This is a genomic window from Rhodococcus sp. 4CII (assembly GCF_014256275.1).
In the GTDB taxonomy this organism is placed as follows: Bacteria; Actinomycetota; Actinomycetes; order Mycobacteriales; family Mycobacteriaceae; genus Rhodococcus_F; species Rhodococcus_F wratislaviensis_A.
The window spans coordinates 740635-757370 of sequence record NZ_JACCFE010000002.1 but is presented as its reverse complement, the minus strand read 5'-3'; the positions used below and the strand labels follow the sequence as shown (position 1 = coordinate 757370).

The following is a 16736-nucleotide window of genomic DNA, read 5'->3' as shown; positions in this document are numbered from 1 at the left end:
GTGTCGGCCGGACCGGTTAATCTTCGGTGGTGAGTGAATCGACCGAAGCCCCGACCCCGGCCCCAGGACACGAACGGGAGCACTGGAACGAGCTGGCCGAGGAAGTGCGGCAGCACCAGTTCCGCTACTACGTCCGCGATGCACCGATCATCTCCGACGGGGAGTTCGACGCGCTGCTGGGCCAGTTGAACGACCTCGAGAACCGGTACCCCGACCTCCGGACACCCGATTCGCCGACACAACTCGTCGGCGGCGGTTTCGCCACCGACTTCGCCTCCGCCGATCACCTCGAGCGGATGCTGAGCCTCGACAACGTCTTCGACACCGACGAGCTGCGCACCTGGATCAGCCGGGTGGAGCAGGAGACCGGGCCGGACCTCCACTACCTGTGCGAGGTGAAGATCGACGGGGTCGCGTTGAACCTGGTGTACGAGAACGGTCGTCTCGTGCGGGCCGCCACGCGGGGTGACGGCCGCACCGGTGAAGAGGTGACGCTGAATGCGCGGACCATCGACGACATCCCGGAAAAGCTCACCGGCACAGACGAATACCCTGTTCCGGCGCTTCTCGAGGTGCGCGGCGAGGTGTTCTTCCGGCTCGAGGACTTCGCGGCCCTCAACGCGGCGCTCGTCGAGGAAGGCAAGGCACCGTTCGCGAATCCGCGGAACTCCGCGGCGGGGTCTCTGCGGCAGAAGAATCCGGCCGTCACCGCCCGCAGGCGTCTCGGGATGATCTGCCACGGCCTCGGCCGGAGCGAAGGATTCGAGCCGGTCTCGCAGTACGACGCCTACACCGCGCTCGCGGCGTGGGGTCTGCCGGTGTCGACCCACACGGCCCGCGTCACCGGTGCGGACGCCGTCGTGGATCGCGTGCAGTACTGGGGCGAGCACCGGCACGACGTGGAGCACGAGATCGACGGTCTGGTGGTCAAGGTCGACGAGACGTCGCTGCAACGCCGGCTGGGGTCGACGTCGCGGGCGCCGCGCTGGGCGATCGCCTATAAATACCCCCCGGAGGAGGCCACCACCAAGCTCCTCGACATCCGGGTCAACGTCGGTCGCACGGGCCGGGTCACCCCGTTCGCCTACATGGAACCGGTCACGGTCGCCGGATCCACCGTCTCGCTCGCCACCCTGCACAACGGCTCCGAGGTCAAACGCAAGGGCGTGCTGATCGGCGACACCGTGGTGCTGCGCAAGGCCGGTGACGTGATACCCGAGGTCCTCGGTCCGGTGGTCGACGCCCGGACGGGCGACGAGTACGAGTTCGTGATGCCCACCCACTGCCCCGAGTGCAACACACCCCTGGCGCCCGCCAAGGAAGGCGACGCGGACATCCGCTGCCCCAATCAGCAGCACTGCCCCGCGCAACTACGCGAACGCGTGTTCCACGTCGCGGGCCGCGGTGCGTTCGACATCGAGGTTCTCGGCTACGAGGCCGCCACGAGCCTCCTCGAGGCCAAGGCGATCGGCGACGAGGGCGACCTGTTCTCGCTCACCGAGGAGGACCTGCTCGAGACGTCGCTCTTCCGGACGAAGGCGGGTGGGTTGTCGGCCAACGGCCGGCGCCTGCTCGACAATCTCGATTCCGCCAAGGACAAGCCGCTGTGGCGGGTGCTGGTCGCATTGTCCATCCGGCACGTGGGGCCGACGGCGGCGCGCGCGCTGGCCGGCGAATTCGGGTCGCTCGCGCGGATCCGGGAGAGCTCCGTCGAGGAACTCGCGGCGGTGGACGGGGTGGGCGGCACCATCGCCGCCGCCGTCGCCGAATGGTTCGGCGTCGACTGGCACCAGCAGATCGTCGAGAAGTGGTCGGCCGCCGGCGTCCGGATGGAAGACGAACGCGACGAATCGATTCCACGCAATCTGGAGGGACTGTCCATCGTCGTCACGGGTTCGCTCGAGACGTTCTCGCGCGACCAGGCGAAGGAGGCCATTCTCGTGCGGGGCGGCAAGGCCGCAGGGTCGGTGTCGAAGAAGACGGCGTTCGTGGTGGTCGGCGAATCGCCGGGTTCGAAGCACGACAAGGCCGTCGAACTGGGTGTGCCGGTCCTCGACGAGGACGGGTTCCGCCGACTGCTCGAGGGGGGACCGGACGCGGTCGCGGACTCCGGGGTGTGATCGGAACCTCACGCCCGTTTTGGGTGGCGTGAGCTGTCCCTGCGATAGTGCTGGACATGATCGAGATTCGGAATGCGACGCCGGACGACTACGAGGCCGTCGCCGACCTCACGGTGATCGCCTACGTGGGCGGTGGATTCGTCGAGTCCCACGATCCGTACACGCACCGGTTGCGCGACACCGCCGAACGTGCGGAGCACGCGGACGTGCGGGTGGCGGTGCAGGAAGGCCGGATCGTGGGTTCCGTCACGATCGCGGAGCCGGCGTCGCCGTATGCCGACGTCGCGCAACCGGGTGAACTCGAATTCCGGATGCTCGCCGTGTCACCCGACGCGCGGGGTGCCGGCGTCGGCACCGCACTCGTGCGGCACGTGCTGGACACGGCCTACGACCGCGGCGACCGCGCGGTCGTCATGTCCACGCAGCCCGACATGGAGGATGCGCGCCGGATCTACGACCGCAACGGCTTCCTTCCTGTGCCCGAACGCAATTGGGTTCCGGTGCCAGGTGTCGAACTGACCGTGCTGGTCCGCGAGCTCGTCTGACGCGAACCCCGCCCGGCGCCCCGGGCGGGGGCGAACGTCAGCTCAGGACTGTCGCGATGATGCCGGCGAGGTAGCCGAGCCGGGCGATCTCGGACGGGCGGAACTCCGGACCACCGGGGCGGCCGAGCATCAGCACGCGGCCGGTGGTGCCGAGCGGGGCCGCTGCGAGCGTGGTGTTCATGTCGCGCCACACCGGCGGCACCCAGTCGCCCTCGCCGTCGAGCGCGGTGGGCTTCTCCAGCGGCATCCACGGGATGTCGGTGGCGTGCGTCTCGGGTGCGCCCGAGCTGCCGACGACACGGTAGGCGCCGTGCGGGCCGAGATCGGCGACCACAGACCAGCCGACGCGGAGCACCCGCGGGGCCCCGTCGACGAGGACCTGCAGCCGATCGTCCGTGGCCGTCGCCACCTGGTCGATGAGTTCGAGCTCGCGGTGGGTGTCGAGGATTCCGGCGTACGGCCGGATCGAGTCGACGGTGACACCGGTCAGATTCTCGGCGGCCGTGATCAGGGTGTCGGGGAGCGATCCCGGCTCGACATCGACCACGAGGTCGTCGATGGCGAATCCGGCACCCCGCTCCACCACGTCGAGCGACAGAATGTCAGCACCCACCGAGCCCAGGGCGACGGCGAGAGAACCGAGGCTACCGGGACGGTCGGGGAGCTGGACGCGAAGCAGATACGACACGTGCGTCCCTTTCACCACGAGATAGACGCGGGAGTACGTGCGACCCCCGTCGCTCACCATCCTTGCACTTCGTTCCCGAGTATGCGGTGCCCCCTGCGGGTTCGCCGGGATCGCGGCCGGGGATCGCAGGTCGCGCGGGATTCGTGACACCGCCGATACGGATTCGCCTCATCCGCGAAACACGACGGCCCAAACATGAGTGCATGAACACCACGGCAACGGGAGTGACGACGTCCGCCTCGAGACGGGTGGCGGCGGGCCGGGAACAGGAATTTCTCCGCTGGACGGACGCCGGGATGGCGATGGCGGGCACCTTCCCGGGATTCCTCGGTGGCGGCTGGCTACGGTCCGCGTCCGATCCGGAGCAGTACCACGTGGTGTACCGGTTCGCGGACGAGGACACTCTCGACGCGTGGACGACGTCGCCGGCCAGAAAGGTGTGGGTGGGGCGGGGGACCGGGCTGGCGAAGGACACCGTCACGCACCGCCTGACCGGGGTGGAGGGCTGGTTCGAGCCGCAGTCCACGCTCACCCACGCCGTGCGGGTCACCGCACCTCCGCCGCGGTGGAAGCAGGCGATCACCATCTGGCTCGGCTTCTTCCCGATCTCCCTCCTCGTCGCGATGCTCGTCACCCCTCGTCTCGCGGCCGTGGACGTGGTGACCCGCACCGCGGCGGCGTCGGTGATCACCACACCGGTGATGGTCTTCGTGGTTCTGCCGTTCCTGACGGGCAGGTTGCGGCGCTGGCTGCACAGCTGATCGGGCCACGCTCTAGGCTGGGACTCACTTCTGTACGTCCGAACCGAAAGGGGCCCCGCGGTGCCTGCCATCTCCCGTGACGAGGTCGCGCACCTCGCGCGGCTGTCTCGACTCGCCCTGACCGATGCCGAGCTCGACGAGTTCGCCGGTCAGCTGGACTCGATTCTCAGCCACGTGAAGGTGGTCACCGAGGTGCCCGCCGAGGATGTTCCGCCGATGGCGAACCCGAATGCGGTCACGAACGTGACCCGTAGCGACGTGATCGTTCCCGGTCTGACGCCCGAGCAGGCGCTGTCCGGCGCACCGGCCGTCGAGCAGGATCGCTTCGCTGTTCCGCAGATTCTTGGAGAGGGCGAATGAGCGCCGAACTGACCACACTCGACGCGGCAGACCTGGCGTCGAAGATCCACAGCCGTGAGGTGTCGTCCGTCGAGGTCACCCAGGCGCATCTCGACCGGATCGCCGAGGTCGACGGTGAGTTGAACGCCTTCCTGCACGTCGCCAGTGAGCAGGCCCTCGTGTCCGCGAAGGAGGTGGACAGCAGCCTCGCCGCGGGCAATGCGCCCGCCTCCCCGCTCGCGGGAGTTCCGTTGGCGCTGAAGGACATCTTCACCACCACCGACATGCCCACGACGTGCGCCTCGAAGATCCTCGAGGGCTGGGTCGCCCCGTACGACGCGACGCTCACGACGAAGCTGCGCGCGGCGGGTATCCCGATTCTGGGAAAGACGAACCTCGACGAGTTCGCGATGGGCTCGTCCACCGAGAACTCGGCGTACGGCCCCACCCGCAACCCGTGGGACACCACCCGCATTCCCGGCGGCTCCGGCGGCGGTAGCGCCGCGGCCCTGGCGTCTCGGCAGGCCCCGCTCGCCATCGGCACCGACACCGGTGGCTCGATCCGGCAGCCCGCGGCCGTCACGGCGACGGTCGGCACCAAGCCGACGTACGGCACGGTGTCCCGGTTCGGCCTCGTGGCCTGCGCGTCCTCGCTCGACCAGGGTGGTCCCTGCGGTCGCACGGTCCTCGACACCGCGCTGCTGCACGAGGTCATCGCCGGGCACGACCCGCGCGACTCCACGTCCATCGACGCACCCGTGCGTCCCGTCGTGGCGGCTGCGCGTGAGGGTGCCGGCGGAAACTTGAAGGGCGTCAAGGTCGGTGTGGTGAAGGAGCTGCACTCCGACAGCTACCAGCCCGGAGTCATCTCCTCGTTCGACGCCGCCGTCGCGAAACTGACCGAACTCGGTGCGGAGGTCGTCGAGGTGTCGTGTCCCAACTTCGAGTACGCGCTCGCCTCCTACTACCTCGTTCTGCCGAGTGAGGTGTCGTCCAACCTCGCCCGCTTCGACGCGATGCGGTACGGACTGCGCGTCGACGACGGAAACATGAGCGCCGACCAGGTGATGGCCGCGACGCGCGCTGCCGGCTTCGGCCCGGAGGTCAAGCGCCGCATCATGATCGGGACGTACGCACTGTCGTCCGGCTACTACGACGCCTACTACGGTCAGGCGCTCAAGGTGCGGACGCTCATCGCCCGCGATTTCGACAAGGCCTACGAGAAGGTGGACGTCCTCGTGTCGCCCACGAGCCCGTTCACCCCGTGGAAGCTGGGTGAGAAGGTCGGAGACCCGCTCGCGATGTACCTGTCCGACCTGTGCACGCTGCCCACGAACCTGGCCGGGCACTGCGCGATGTCGGTTCCGTCGGGACTGTCCGTGGACGACGGACTGCCGGTGGGTCTGCAGATCATGGCCCCCGCACTGGCCGACGAGCGGCTGTACCGCGTCGGGGCCGCCTATGAGGCCGCTCGCGGTCCGATCGGCTCGCCGAACTAGGACACGGTCTCGCCGAACTAGGGGCAGTCGGGCAGGGCGGTGCCCTGCTCGGTGCCGTAGCGGTGCCCGTGTCCGGGCGCGAAGTTCAGTGCGGAGATCAGGTCGACGCTCGTCTGCAGGAACGTGATGCCCGGAATCCAGTGGGGTACCGGCGCATCGCGTGCTGCAAGTGACAGGTCGGGGCGGTGCAGGATCAGGTCGGGTGACCACCAGACCACCGGGTCGGACGTGTTGGCGAGCACGGTCGCACCGTCCGTCGGCACGGACCCGGCGGGCGGCCCCGACCACAGTGCGCCGCAGACCCGGTCGCGGAGTTCGTCGGCGTCGGTGAAAATCGCACTGCCGCCCACGGATCCGAGGCTCTGGCCGTACACGTACAGCGCGGGCCGCAGCAGGTCGGGGAGTTCGGAAATCCGCTCCGCGACCGCGTCGAACAACGCCGCGGCCGATTCGTCTGCGGCGGAACGTCCGAAGACGAAGGTGATCCAGCTGGGCAGGTACGAATACTGCATGCCCACGATGGCGACGTCGTCGTCGAAGCGATCCTCGAAACCTTCGGCGGCGTTCTCGTCGATCCACCCGGAGCCGGTGGGGACGGTGACGACGATGGCCGACCGGGTGAATCCGCCCGCGCGCTCGAGCTCCGAGACCGCCAGCGCCGCACGCGATTCGATGTCCGGGGCGGAGTCCATCCCCACATACGTGCGGATGCTCGACGACGGCTCACCCGCGGCCACGAACCGGCGACCCTGCCGCCCGAGCGACTCCCAGCTGATCGCGGATTGCGGGCTGCCCGACAGTTCGGCGGACATCGGCCGGTGGAGGGACACGTCGACGATTGCGTTGGAATCGCTGTAGGAGCGGGACATCATGCCCCACAACGCGGGTCCGGCGACCAGTTGCAGCCCGGTCGCGAGAATGACGGCGGTGGTGACGCTGCCGATCCAGCCGAGCCGGCGGGCGACCGCGCCGACGGCACCGCCGAGGCCGGCGAACAGCAGAAAGGTCAGCGCCGCCCCGACGATCGCCTGCATCCAGTGGTCCGGGCCGACGCCCGGCATGCCCATCGCGGCGCGCAGCGAATCCTGCCAGTGGTCGGCGAGCAGGATCGTCCAGCTGACGAGAACCATGGCGCCGATCAGGGCGAGCAACCGCACCGACTCCCGCGGAGTGCGGTGGGCGGGCCCGGTCGTGACGAGCCCGGCCAGTCGGCGGACGAGGACGACGATCCCGAAACCGACGGCGGCGAGGAACCCGGTGAACACGGCCTGAGTCAGGGCGCTCCGGGGGAGAAGTGAAGGGGCGAGCGACGCCACGGTCAGCGCGGTGACGGTGATCGTGGAGGAGATGCGGGGGAGTGCGGAGATCGGAATCGTCGTGACCAATGTGCGCCGCAGGACGTTCGGTTGTGTGTGTCCGCGACCACGCGCGGTGCTCCGTCCGGGACCGGACAGAGCGCTGACGGTCATGCGACGGCCCCGACCGGATGCGGACGACGCCGGAACGACCATGCGGCACCGGCGATGAGCAGTACACCGACACCACCGGCCAGTCCGTACCGGATCCCGGATTCGGTGACGGGCGTCGAATAGTCCTGGCGCCAGCTGTTTCCGGTGACGGCGGTGGCAGCGACGTTCGCCATCACGAAGCACTGCGCGCGTGCCCGCTCGTCGATGCGGGTGTCGCACGCCGCGTGCATGCGCTGATCCAACTGGGCGTCGAGGCTCTTGCGGGCCCAGGGGCCCAGGTCCTCGCCCGACCGCGACGCGTACCGCAGGAGGTCGTATCCGAGGTCGTGGGCCTTGCATGCGGTGTCGAATTCGAGGGGCAGCGGCACGGGCGACGAGCAGTCGCCGCCGGGGTTGGCGAGCATGCCGTCGATCCGCACCGGCGTGTACCCCATGACGGAATCGAAGTCCGCGGGAACAGAGTCCTCGGAGACACCCTCCGGTGAGGTGAGCATCTGCACCGCCGCCGAGGCGGCGACGTTCTCGTGCCGGGGCGTGCTCGCGGCGCCGGTGCCGGCGAATCCCGTCGTTGTCAGTAGTGCAGTTGCGGCGCATGCCACCGCGGCCCATGCCGTCTTCCGAGTCCCCGTCGTTCGCATGACGACGACGTTATGAATCCGTGTTGCGCAGCCACATCACACCGGAGTCCGGTTCGATCCCTCGCCTCGTGGTGGGAGAGGCCGGAGATCTCATACTGCGGGGCTAGACCGACATCGGCCCGGGGTATGAGGACACGCCGTGACCACGGTTTCTAGTGTCGACGGTGTGAAGACGAAGACGCGCATCCGCAGGGCCGCGGAGGGGCAGTGGCTGAACGTGGCAATCGTCGTGGTCACGGCGATTCTCTTCGCCGTCGCGTGGCCGACACTGCAGTTGACCCACCAGGTCAGCCCGCCCATTCAGCCGTTCGTGGCGGCACTCGCCGCGTTCCCGTTCCTGCTCATCCGGTCCAACCCGGCTCTGGCCTGGGCCGTCTCCGCCGTATCGGCTCTGGTCATCCCCCGTGTCTTCGCACTGCAGGACGGGTACGACTATCCCTGGCAGGTGGTGCACATCCTCGTGATGCTCGCCCTGCTGGCCGCCGTCAGCATGCGGGCCGCGATCCCGGTGGTCGGTGTGGCGTGGATCTCCACGGTTCTGCTGTTCCTTGCCGACACCCCGGGCACCAACGGCCGCGGCTGGGCGGTGGGACTTACCGCCATCGTCGTGTTCGGCCTGCTGATCCGGTGGCTGGTGCTCTCCCGCAGGCAACTCGCCCAGCAGGAGGAGCTGAGCGAACTCGAACGCACGCGACGGACGATCCTCGAGGAGAAGGCCCGCATCGCCCGGGACCTGCACGACGTCGTCGCGCACCACATGTCGATGGTCGTGGTGCAGGCCCAGAGCGCGCCGTACCGTCTCGCCGGCATGTCGGACGAGACGAGGGCCGAGTTCGAATCGATCGGGGCGGCCGGCCGCGCCGCGCTGAACGAGGTGCGCGGACTGCTCGGGGTCCTGCGCAGCGACGGACAACTCGCCGAGCACGCGCCCCAGCCCGGGGTGCAGCAGATCGCCGAACTGCTCGAGGGCAGCCGCCGCGCCGGCATCCCCGTCGCCTGGCACGTCGACGGCGACCCGAGACTGGTATCGGAGTCGGTCGGGCTGGTGATGTATCGCATCCTGCAGGAATCGCTCGCCAACACGGCCCGGCACGCGGCCGGCGCCGCGGTCGAGGTGAAGATCGCGTACGAGGCACCGATCGCCTCGGTGTCGATCGTGAACGGACCGCCCCGGCGGAGCCTGGTGTCCGCGCTGACCAGGCACGAATCGACGGGCGGCAACGGCATCATCGGGATGCGGGAGCGGGCGCAGGCGGTCGGCGGCACCTTCACCACCCACCTGCACGACAACGGCGGATTCGAGGTCCACGCCGAGTTCCCGGTCGCCTCCGCCTAGGCTGGCTGCGTGGCCATCACCGTGTTCATTGCTGACGATCAGGCTATGGTCCGGCAGGGCTTCGGAGCTCTGCTCGCCTCACAGCCCGACATCAGCGTCATCGGTGACGCTCCGGACGGGGCGGTGGCGGTGAGCGAGGTCCGGCGCCTCCGGCCCGACGTGGTCCTGATGGACGTCCGCATGCCCGAGATGAACGGGCTCGACGCCGCGCGCGTCATCCTGTCCGCCGGATTCGATCCGCCGGTGCGTGTGCTGATGCTGACCACGTTCGACGTCGACGACTACGTGTACGAGGCACTGAGCATCGGGGCCAGCGGATTCATGCTCAAGGACGCCCCCGCGGAGGAACTCATCCGCGCGGTGCGGGTGGTCGCGGACGGCGAGGCGCTGCTCGCGCCGACCGTCACCCGGCGGCTGATCGCCGACGTGACCAGCCGCCGCAGCGCGGCGCGCCGCAAACCGGCCGCGCTGTCGGCACTGACCCCGCGCGAACGCGAGGTGCTCGAACTCATCGCGCGCGGCATGTCGAACACCGAGATCGCGGATCGCCTGTTCGTCGCCGAGCAGACCGTCAAGACGCACGTCGGCAAGGTGCTGTCCAAGCTGGATCTCCGCGACCGTGCCCAGGCCGTCGTCCTGGCCTACGAGAGCGGGCTGGTCACACCCGGCTGAGAAGACTGCCCGTCCGAGGTGCTCGAAACCGCTCCGAGCGGCAAGATGTGTAGAGAGAACCACCATCACCACACGAGACGACGAGGGGTGCTTGGATGCGGATCGGAATCCTCACCGGAGGCGGCGACTGCCCCGGACTCAATGCGGTGATCAGGGCGGTGGTGCGGACCGCCGACGGCCGGTACCGCAGTTCGGTGGTGGGATTCCGGGACGGGTGGCGTGGCCTGCTCGAAGACCGCAAGACCGTGCTGTCCAACGACGACCGGATCGACCGCATACTCACGCGGGGCGGCACGATCCTCGGCACCGCGCGGGTCAACCCCGACAAGCTCAAGGCCGGACTCGACCAGATCCGGCAGACGCTCGACGACAACGGCATCGACGCTCTCATCCCGATCGGGGGCGAGGGCACACTCACCGCCGCGAGCTGGCTCGCCGAGAGCGGAGTACCCGTGATCGGCGTTCCGAAGACGATCGACAACGACATCGATTGCACGGACGTCACGTTCGGTTTCGACACCGCCCTGTCCATCGCGACGGACGCCATCGACCGCCTGCACACCACCGCCGAATCCCACCAGCGGGTGATGCTCGTGGAAGTGATGGGCAGGCATGCGGGCTGGATCGCGTTGCACTCCGGGCTCGCGACCGGTGCGCACCTCACCCTCGTGCCCGAGGTCCCGTTCGACGTCGGCGATGTGTGTGCCCTCGTGAAGAAGCGATTCCAGCGCGGCGACTCGCATTTCATCTGCGTGGTCGCCGAGGGTGCCACCCCGACCCCCGAGTCGATGACGCTGCGGGAAGGCGGCATCGACGAGTTCGGCCACAAACGGTTCACCGGGGTCGCGCAGCAGCTCGGCGCCGAGATCGAGCGCCGCCTCGGCAAGGAGGTGCGGACGACCGTCCTCGGGCACGTGCAGCGGGGCGGAACTCCGACGCCCTACGACCGGGTGCTCGCCACCCGCTTCGGGGTGCACGCCACCGACGCGGTCCACCGCGGCGACTTCGGCAACATGGTCGCCCTGCACGGTACGTCGATCGACCTCGTGCCCCTCGCGGACGCGACCCGGCGGCTGAAGACGGTGCCGAGGGAGCGGTACGACGAGGCGGCCGCATTTTTCGGCTGACCGCGTTTTTCGGCGAACGTCCGGACGCATAAACTCTGTGGCATGACTGCTGTCGACGCTCCGGACCTCCTCGACTACGACGATGTGCTCGCCAAGTACGAGCCTGTTCTCGGCATGGAGGTGCACGTAGAGCTCGGCACCGCAACGAAGATGTTCTGCCCGTGCCCCACGGAGTTCGGCGCCGAGCCGAACACGCAGGTGTGCCCGGTGTGCCTCGGCATGCCCGGGTCCCTGCCCGTCGTGAACGAGGCGGCGGTCGAGTCCGCGATCCGGATCGGACTCGCACTGAACTGTTCGATCACGCCCTGGGGCCGGTTCGCGCGGAAGAACTACTTCTACCCGGATCAGCCCAAGAACTACCAGATCTCGCAGTACGACGAACCGATCGCCACCGACGGCTACCTCGATGTCGCACTCGACGACGGCACCACCTGGCGCGTGGAGATCGAGCGCGCGCACATGGAGGAGGACACCGGAAAGTCGTTGCACGTCGGTGGTGCGACCGGTCGCATCCACGGTGCCAGCCACTCGCTGCTCGACTACAACCGCGCCGGGGTCCCGCTGGTGGAGATCGTCACCAAGACGATCAGCGGTGCCGGAGCCCGCGCCCCGGAGGTGGCCCGCGCGTACGTCACTGCGCTGCGTGACCTGCTGAAGTCACTGAACGTCTCCGACGTCCGGATGGACCAGGGCTCGATGCGCTGCGACGCCAACGTGTCGCTGATGCCGATCGGCGCAACCGAACTCGGCACCCGCACCGAGACGAAGAACGTCAACTCCCTCAAGAGCGTCGAGGTGGCGGTCCGGTACGAGATGCGCCGCCAGGCCGCGGTGCTGGAGGCCGGCGGTGAGGTGATCCAGGAGACCCGGCACTTCCAGGAGGCCGACGGGACGACGTCGCCGGGCCGCCGCAAGGAGACCGCGGAGGACTACCGCTACTTCCCGGAGCCCGATCTCGAGCCGGTCGCACCCAGTGCGGAATGGATCGAGGAACTGCGCGGCACCCTGCCGGAGCTGCCATGGGTACGCCGCGCCCGGATCCAGGCCGATTGGGGTGTCTCCGACGAGGTCATGCGCGACCTCGTCAACGCAGGCGCCCTCGACCTCGTCATCGGGACCGTCGAGGCCGGCGCCGCGCCGGAGGCTGCACGGTCCTGGTGGGTGTCGTACCTGGCTCAGCAGGCGAACGCCCGTGGGGTCGAACTCGCCGAGCTGCCGATCACCCCGGCTCAGGTCGCGCAGGTAGTCGCGCTGATCGACAGCGGCAAGCTGAACAACAAGGTGGCCCGCCAGGTGGTCGATCACGTTCTCGCGGGGGAGGGCGACCCCGAGCAGGTCGTCGCGAACCACCCGGAGCTGGTCGTCGAGCGCGACGACACGAAGCTGAAGGCCGCCGTCGACGAGGCGCTGGCCGCAAACCCCGATATCGCCGAGAAGATCCGCGGCGGCAAGGTCGCGGCCGCGGGCAAGATCGTCGGCGACGTGATGAAGGCCACCCGGGGTCAGGCCGACCCGGCCCGCGTCAAGGAACTCGTCATCGAGGCCTGCGGCTGAACTTCTTCCGTACCGACGGGACGCTCGTTCGGATCAACCGAACGAGCGTCCCGTTCGTGTCGACGGGGTGGACCGTCAGTCGAATCCGCCGCCGCCGGAGGGCAGGGGCATCTTGATGACCCGGTCGTCGTTGGGGCCGGGCTGACCGGCGGTCTTGTTGACGGTGCTCACCCAGATGAGACCCTCGGGTCCGAGGGCGGCGCCGCCGAGTTGTCCGTACCGGTCCTGCACGATGACGCCCGGGGCCGTGGTGACGGCGCCGGTGCCGGGATCGGCGGCGAGCGCCGACATGGCCTTTGCGGTGCTCAGGGACACGGCGACGACATCGCCGGCGGCGACGCACCCGCCGACACCGGGCCGCTCCGGCCACGTCCACACCGGTGACGACACCGCTCCGTCGGCGCTGATCCGCTGCAGCCGATCTTCCAACGGGGTGCGGTCGGTGACCCACACAGCCACTCCCGGGTCCACGCACACCCCTCCGGCGGTCCCGATGCCCGACAGCACCACCTGCGGACGGGGCTGCGCCGGTGTCGGGGCGGGCGACAGCGCCGTGACCTTCAGCAGCTTGCCCGCGAGGGACGCCGGGTCCGCGGCCGCGGCCGGGTTGCCCGTGTTGCCGGTCAGGACCATCAGTTCGTCACCGGAGAATTCGAGTGAACCGGCGTTACCGGTGTCGCCGCGCGGAATGCCGCCGAGGACCTCCTTCGCGGAGTCACCCGGCGCGATCCGCACGACCCGGTTGTCGGCCGGGGTGGTGACGTAGGCGTAGATCAGGTTGTCCTCGACGAAGCTCGGCGACAGCGCGATGTCGAGGAGGCCGCCGTCGGAACTGCCGTCGACGTCGACGCGCGCGATCTCCTTGGGGGTCTGTCCCTGCGCGACCTGCAGGATGCGCCCGGTCCGGCGTTCCGCGACCAGAGCGGTGGCTCCGTCGGGAAGGACGACGAGTCCACCGGTGGTGTCGAGACAGGTGGCGATGACGCTGGGGTCCGGATCCTGGCACGGTCCCAGCGGCCCGCTCGGCGGGGGCGTGGTCGTGGTGGTCGGTGGCGGATTCTCCGGCTCCACCTCGGCGCCCGACGCACCCGTCGGCTCCGGGGTGAAGGGTGAGGACGCGGAGTCGTCGAATTTCGCGCACCCTGCGGCGAGCACCGCCGTCACACAGAGTGCGGACATCGCCATCTTGCGGTACGCCGTGCGGCGCCGCCCTCCCACCATCATGATGGAGACGTTACGGAAGAGATCGACGTCGACGCCACGCCGGTTCCGCCTACCAGCGATGTCCGGCGGATCGACCTAGGCTGGACGGTGTGACTGACATGCGGAAAGACCCCAGCGACTCGTCCGACCAGGGTGCTGTGGACCAAGGCGGCTCACCCGGCTACGGCAAGGTCTCGAGCCCCTACGACCTTCCCACCGAGCGCTTTCCGTCGGCCACGCCGTCGTCCGGGTCCGGTTCGGCAGGCCACGGTCTCCCGCACACCGACGACGAACTCGACTACGGCGACGCTCGCGGCGCGGGTCTTCCCACCGAACAGATTCCTGCGTACCGGCAGTCGGGGGGGTCGGACATGTCGGATCAGCCGACGCAGGTGATCGGCGCGGGTTCCGGCCCGTCCCTCGCGGCCGCGTCGAGTGATTCGCAGCCCGGCCGGATCGACGACGGCGACGTGAAGATCGGCCGCGGCACCCTGGACCTCGGCTTGCTGGCACTGCGGCTGGCGGTGGGTGCGACCGCGCTGGTGCACGGACTGCAGAAGCTGACGGGGATGTGGAACGGTCCGGGGCTCGACGGGTTCGAGGAGGTGCTTGCTGATTCGGGGTTCCAGCAAGCGAAACTGCTCGCCATTCTGGGTGCCATCGGAGAGGTCGCGGGCGGTGCGCTGCTCATCCTCGGGCTCCTCACTCCGCTGGCGGCCGCCTCGGTGCTGGCCGTGATGATCAATGCGTGGGCGTTCCGGCAGATCGCGGAACCGGGGCTCGAGTACTTCGCGCCCGCGGGAACCGAGTACGAGACGCTCCTCGGTGTGTGCGCGGGCGTGATCATTCTCACCGGGCCGGGACGCCTCTCCCTCGACGGACGCCGGGGCTGGGCGACGCGACCGTTCATCGGGTCGTTCGTGGCACTGATTCTGGGCATCGCCGCCGGTGTGTGCGTGTGGATCTTCCTGAACGGCGCCAACCCTCTCATCTGACCGCTCCACCGTCCACGACTGCGCCGCACCCCCGGATCGGGAGTGCGGCGCCGTCGTTGTCCCCGCAGGGTCAGCGCTGGGCGAGTTCGGGGATGTTCTCCTCCTCGGGCGGGCCGGCCTGTGCGGCGAGCTTCTGTCCGAGGACCGACTTGCGCCGGCCGTAGGCGAGGTAGACCACGACGCCGAGGGCCATCCACACCAGGAATCGGATCCAGGTCTCGACGGAGAGGTTCAGCATCAGCCATCCGCAGGCGAGGACTGCGAGGATGGGGACGAGCGGGACGAGCGGGACGCGGAATCCGCGGGGCAGGTCGGGGCGGGTGCGGCGCAGGATGATGACGCCGATGCAGACCAGGACGAACGCGAAGAGCGTGCCGATGTTCACCATCTCCTCGAGTGTGCCCATCGGGAAGAAGGCGGCGAGGACGGCCACGACGGCGCCGACGAACAGCGTGATGCGGACCGGGGTGCCCTTCTTGCCGGTCTTCGCGAGACTGCGGGGCATCAGGCCGTCCCGGGACATGGCGAACAGGACCCGGGTCTGACCGAGCATCATCACCATCACGACGGTGGTGAGGCCGGCGAGTCCGCCGAAGTTGATGGCGGTCTGGGCCCAGGTGATGCCGTGTGCCTCGAACGCGGTCGCGAGGGTGGCGCTGCTGTCGCCGACGAGCGGGCTGCCGGTCTTGAGGTCGGTGTACTTCACCATGCCGGTGAGCACGAGGGTCACGGCGACGTAGAGCACGGTGACGATCGCGAGCGAGCCGAGGATGCCGCGGGGGAGAGCCTTCTGCGGGTTCTTGGTCTCTTCGGCGGTGGTAGCGACGACGTCGAATCCGATGAAGGCGAAGAAGACGAGGCTTGCCGCGGCGAGGAGGCCGTACCAGCCGTAGCTGCTGCCGTCCGCGCCGGAGAGGAACGAGAAGAGACTCTGGTGCACACCGTGTGCGGCGGTCTCGGTGCTCTCGGCCGGCGGGATGTACGGGGCGTAGTTCTCCTTCTTGATGTAGAAGACGCCCACGGCGATGACGAGGAGGACGACCGCGATCTTGATGGCCGTGATGACGGCGGACACGCGCGAGGACACCTTGGTCCCGATGGCGAGCACGATGGTGATGCCGCCGACGATGATCAGGGAGCCCCAGTCGAAGTCGATGGGGCCGAGGTGGGCGGTGGTGGATCCGCTGAACCCGAGGACGTTGCCCAGATACAGCGACCAGCCCTTGGAGACGACGGCCGCGGCGAGGGCGAATTCGAGGATGAGGTCCCAGCCGATGATCCAGGCGACGAACTCGCCGAAGGTGGCGTAGGAGAACGTGTACGCACTGCCTGCGACGGGGACGGTGGAGGCGAACTCGGCGTAACAGAGGGCGGCCAGGCCGCACGCGATGGCGGCGAGGACGAAGGCGAGGGAGATGGACGGGCCGGCAACGTTGCCTGCGGTCCGGGCGGTGAGCGTGAAGATGCCGGCGCCGATCACGACGGCGACACCGAAGACGGTGAGGTCCTTCGCGGTGAGTTCCCGCCGCAGCCGGGTGTCGGGTTCGTCGGTGTCCGCTATCGATTGCTCAACGGATTTCGTTCGCCATATGCCGACTCCGGGCATGTGTCGCTCCTTGGTTGTGTTCCCGACGGCCTCGTGGGCCGGAGATGTTCCGGTGGGCTGCCGATTGTGATGTAGGTCTCAACGGCCACCTGAGGGAACCACTACTGAGCGCCGTGTGCAAGAAGCGACGGCCCAACTGATCAAATCGATCAGAGGAACGTGTTCTCGAGTGTTTCCGTCTGAG

15 protein-coding genes are annotated in these 16736 nt (G+C 68.8%); 10 read left to right on the top strand and 5 right to left on the bottom strand.

Annotation, left to right across the window (positions count from 1 at the left end; all coding sequences use genetic code 11):
- Window positions 1–29 precede the first annotated feature (29 nt).
- The gene (gene ligA, locus H0B43_RS04450) at window positions 30–2120 is read left to right on the top strand and encodes an NAD-dependent DNA ligase LigA (protein WP_185729128.1); all 2091 of its coding nucleotides are present in this window, start codon (window positions 30–32) and stop codon (window positions 2118–2120) included.
- A 56-nt stretch (window positions 2121–2176) separates the two neighbouring features.
- Window positions 2177–2665, top strand: coding sequence for a GNAT family N-acetyltransferase (locus tag H0B43_RS04445; protein WP_185729129.1), 489 nt, complete (start codon window positions 2177–2179; stop codon window positions 2663–2665).
- A gap of 37 nt (window positions 2666–2702) precedes the next feature.
- On the opposite strand, the gene H0B43_RS04440 is transcribed toward H0B43_RS04445, so the two are convergent.
- Complete coding sequence (locus H0B43_RS04440; RefSeq protein ID WP_185730103.1) at window positions 2703–3353, bottom strand: amino acid-binding protein; 651 nt, start codon at window positions 3351–3353, stop codon at window positions 2703–2705.
- 203 nt (window positions 3354–3556) lie between these two features.
- Here H0B43_RS04440 and H0B43_RS04435 point away from each other — a divergent pair, with 203 nt between their 5' ends.
- Genes H0B43_RS04435 through gatA form a run of 3 tightly spaced genes read left to right on the top strand, consistent with a single transcriptional unit; the run spans window position 3557 to window position 5952 of the window.
- Window positions 3557–4114 (top strand): antibiotic biosynthesis monooxygenase, encoded by a 558-nt coding sequence (locus tag H0B43_RS04435; protein WP_185729130.1) that lies wholly within the window; start codon window positions 3557–3559, stop codon window positions 4112–4114.
- Between the two features lie 60 nt (window positions 4115–4174).
- Window positions 4175–4474, top strand: coding sequence for an Asp-tRNA(Asn)/Glu-tRNA(Gln) amidotransferase subunit GatC (gene gatC / locus H0B43_RS04430; RefSeq protein WP_185729131.1), 300 nt, complete (start codon window positions 4175–4177; stop codon window positions 4472–4474).
- Window positions 4471–5952, top strand: a complete 1482-nt coding sequence (gene gatA, locus H0B43_RS04425) for an Asp-tRNA(Asn)/Glu-tRNA(Gln) amidotransferase subunit GatA (RefSeq protein WP_185729132.1) — start codon at window positions 4471–4473, stop codon at window positions 5950–5952. Before gatC ends, gatA begins: the two co-directional genes overlap by 4 nt.
- 17 nt (window positions 5953–5969) lie before the next feature.
- Here gatA and H0B43_RS04420 read toward each other — a convergent pair whose 3' ends face one another.
- Both H0B43_RS04420 and H0B43_RS04415 read right to left on the bottom strand, forming a co-directional pair.
- Window positions 5970–7421 carry an alpha/beta-hydrolase family protein gene (locus H0B43_RS04420; RefSeq protein ID WP_185729133.1) on the bottom strand — a complete coding sequence of 484 codons (1452 nt, stop codon included), beginning with the start codon at window positions 7419–7421 and terminating at the stop codon, window positions 5970–5972.
- Entirely contained in the window at window positions 7418–8059 is a 642-nt protein-coding gene (locus tag H0B43_RS04415) for a hypothetical protein (protein ID WP_185729134.1), read from the bottom strand. Before H0B43_RS04415 ends, H0B43_RS04420 begins: the two co-directional genes overlap by 4 nt.
- A gap of 139 nt (window positions 8060–8198) precedes the next feature.
- Here H0B43_RS04415 and H0B43_RS04410 point away from each other — a divergent pair, with 139 nt between their 5' ends.
- The 4 genes from H0B43_RS04410 to gatB all read left to right on the top strand — a co-directional run bounded on the left by H0B43_RS04410 (window position 8199) and on the right by gatB (window position 12748).
- Window positions 8199–9395: a histidine kinase gene (locus tag H0B43_RS04410; protein ID WP_185729135.1), complete on the top strand. Its 1197-nt coding sequence runs from the start codon at window positions 8199–8201 to the stop codon at window positions 9393–9395.
- A 9-nt stretch (window positions 9396–9404) separates the two neighbouring features.
- Entirely contained in the window at window positions 9405–10067 is a 663-nt protein-coding gene (locus H0B43_RS04405) for a response regulator transcription factor (RefSeq protein WP_185729136.1), read from the top strand.
- Window positions 10068–10162: 95 nt separating this feature from the next.
- Window positions 10163–11194, top strand: coding sequence for an ATP-dependent 6-phosphofructokinase (locus H0B43_RS04400; RefSeq protein ID WP_185729137.1), 1032 nt, complete (start codon window positions 10163–10165; stop codon window positions 11192–11194).
- Window positions 11195–11236: 42 nt separating this feature from the next.
- Window positions 11237–12748, top strand: coding sequence for an Asp-tRNA(Asn)/Glu-tRNA(Gln) amidotransferase subunit GatB (gatB, locus tag H0B43_RS04395; RefSeq protein WP_185729138.1), 1512 nt, complete (start codon window positions 11237–11239; stop codon window positions 12746–12748).
- 75 nt (window positions 12749–12823) lie between these two features.
- On the opposite strand, the gene H0B43_RS04390 is transcribed toward gatB, so the two are convergent.
- On the bottom strand, window positions 12824–13972 hold the full coding sequence (locus H0B43_RS04390) for a sorbosone dehydrogenase family protein (protein ID WP_185729139.1): 1149 nt from the start codon (window positions 13970–13972) through the stop codon (window positions 12824–12826).
- Window positions 13973–14070: 98 nt separating this feature from the next.
- On the opposite strand from H0B43_RS04390, the gene H0B43_RS04385 reads away from it, so the two are divergent.
- Window positions 14071–14946 (top strand): DoxX family protein, encoded by an 876-nt coding sequence (locus tag H0B43_RS04385; RefSeq protein WP_185730104.1) that lies wholly within the window; start codon window positions 14071–14073, stop codon window positions 14944–14946.
- A 70-nt stretch (window positions 14947–15016) separates the two neighbouring features.
- Here H0B43_RS04385 and H0B43_RS04380 read toward each other — a convergent pair whose 3' ends face one another.
- On the bottom strand, window positions 15017–16552 hold the full coding sequence (locus tag H0B43_RS04380; RefSeq protein WP_185729140.1) for an amino acid permease: 1536 nt from the start codon (window positions 16550–16552) through the stop codon (window positions 15017–15019).
- Between the last annotated feature and the right edge of the window lie 184 nt (window positions 16553–16736).

What these genes read in the sequence shown, in the direction of transcription:
- H0B43_RS04445 (WP_185729129.1), top strand. Translation starts at nt 2,177, where the DNA reads ATGATCGAGATTCGGAATGCGACGCCGGACGACTACGAGGCCGTCGCC.
- H0B43_RS04435 (WP_185729130.1), top strand. Translation starts at nt 3,557, where the DNA reads ATGAACACCACGGCAACGGGAGTGACGACGTCCGCCTCGAGACGGGTG.
- gatA (WP_185729132.1), top strand. Translation starts at nt 4,471, where the DNA reads ATGAGCGCCGAACTGACCACACTCGACGCGGCAGACCTGGCGTCGAAG.
- H0B43_RS04420 (WP_185729133.1), bottom strand. Translation starts at nt 7,421, where the DNA reads ATGACCGTCAGCGCTCTGTCCGGTCCCGGACGGAGCACCGCGCGTGGT.
- H0B43_RS04415 (WP_185729134.1), bottom strand. Translation starts at nt 8,059, where the DNA reads ATGCGAACGACGGGGACTCGGAAGACGGCATGGGCCGCGGTGGCATGC.
- H0B43_RS04400 (WP_185729137.1), top strand. Translation starts at nt 10,163, where the DNA reads ATGCGGATCGGAATCCTCACCGGAGGCGGCGACTGCCCCGGACTCAAT.
- gatB (WP_185729138.1), top strand. Translation starts at nt 11,237, where the DNA reads ATGACTGCTGTCGACGCTCCGGACCTCCTCGACTACGACGATGTGCTC.
- H0B43_RS04390 (WP_185729139.1), bottom strand. Translation starts at nt 13,972, where the DNA reads ATGATGGTGGGAGGGCGGCGCCGCACGGCGTACCGCAAGATGGCGATG.
- H0B43_RS04385 (WP_185730104.1), top strand. Translation starts at nt 14,071, where the DNA reads ATGCGGAAAGACCCCAGCGACTCGTCCGACCAGGGTGCTGTGGACCAA.
- H0B43_RS04380 (WP_185729140.1), bottom strand. Translation starts at nt 16,552, where the DNA reads ATGCCCGGAGTCGGCATATGGCGAACGAAATCCGTTGAGCAATCGATA.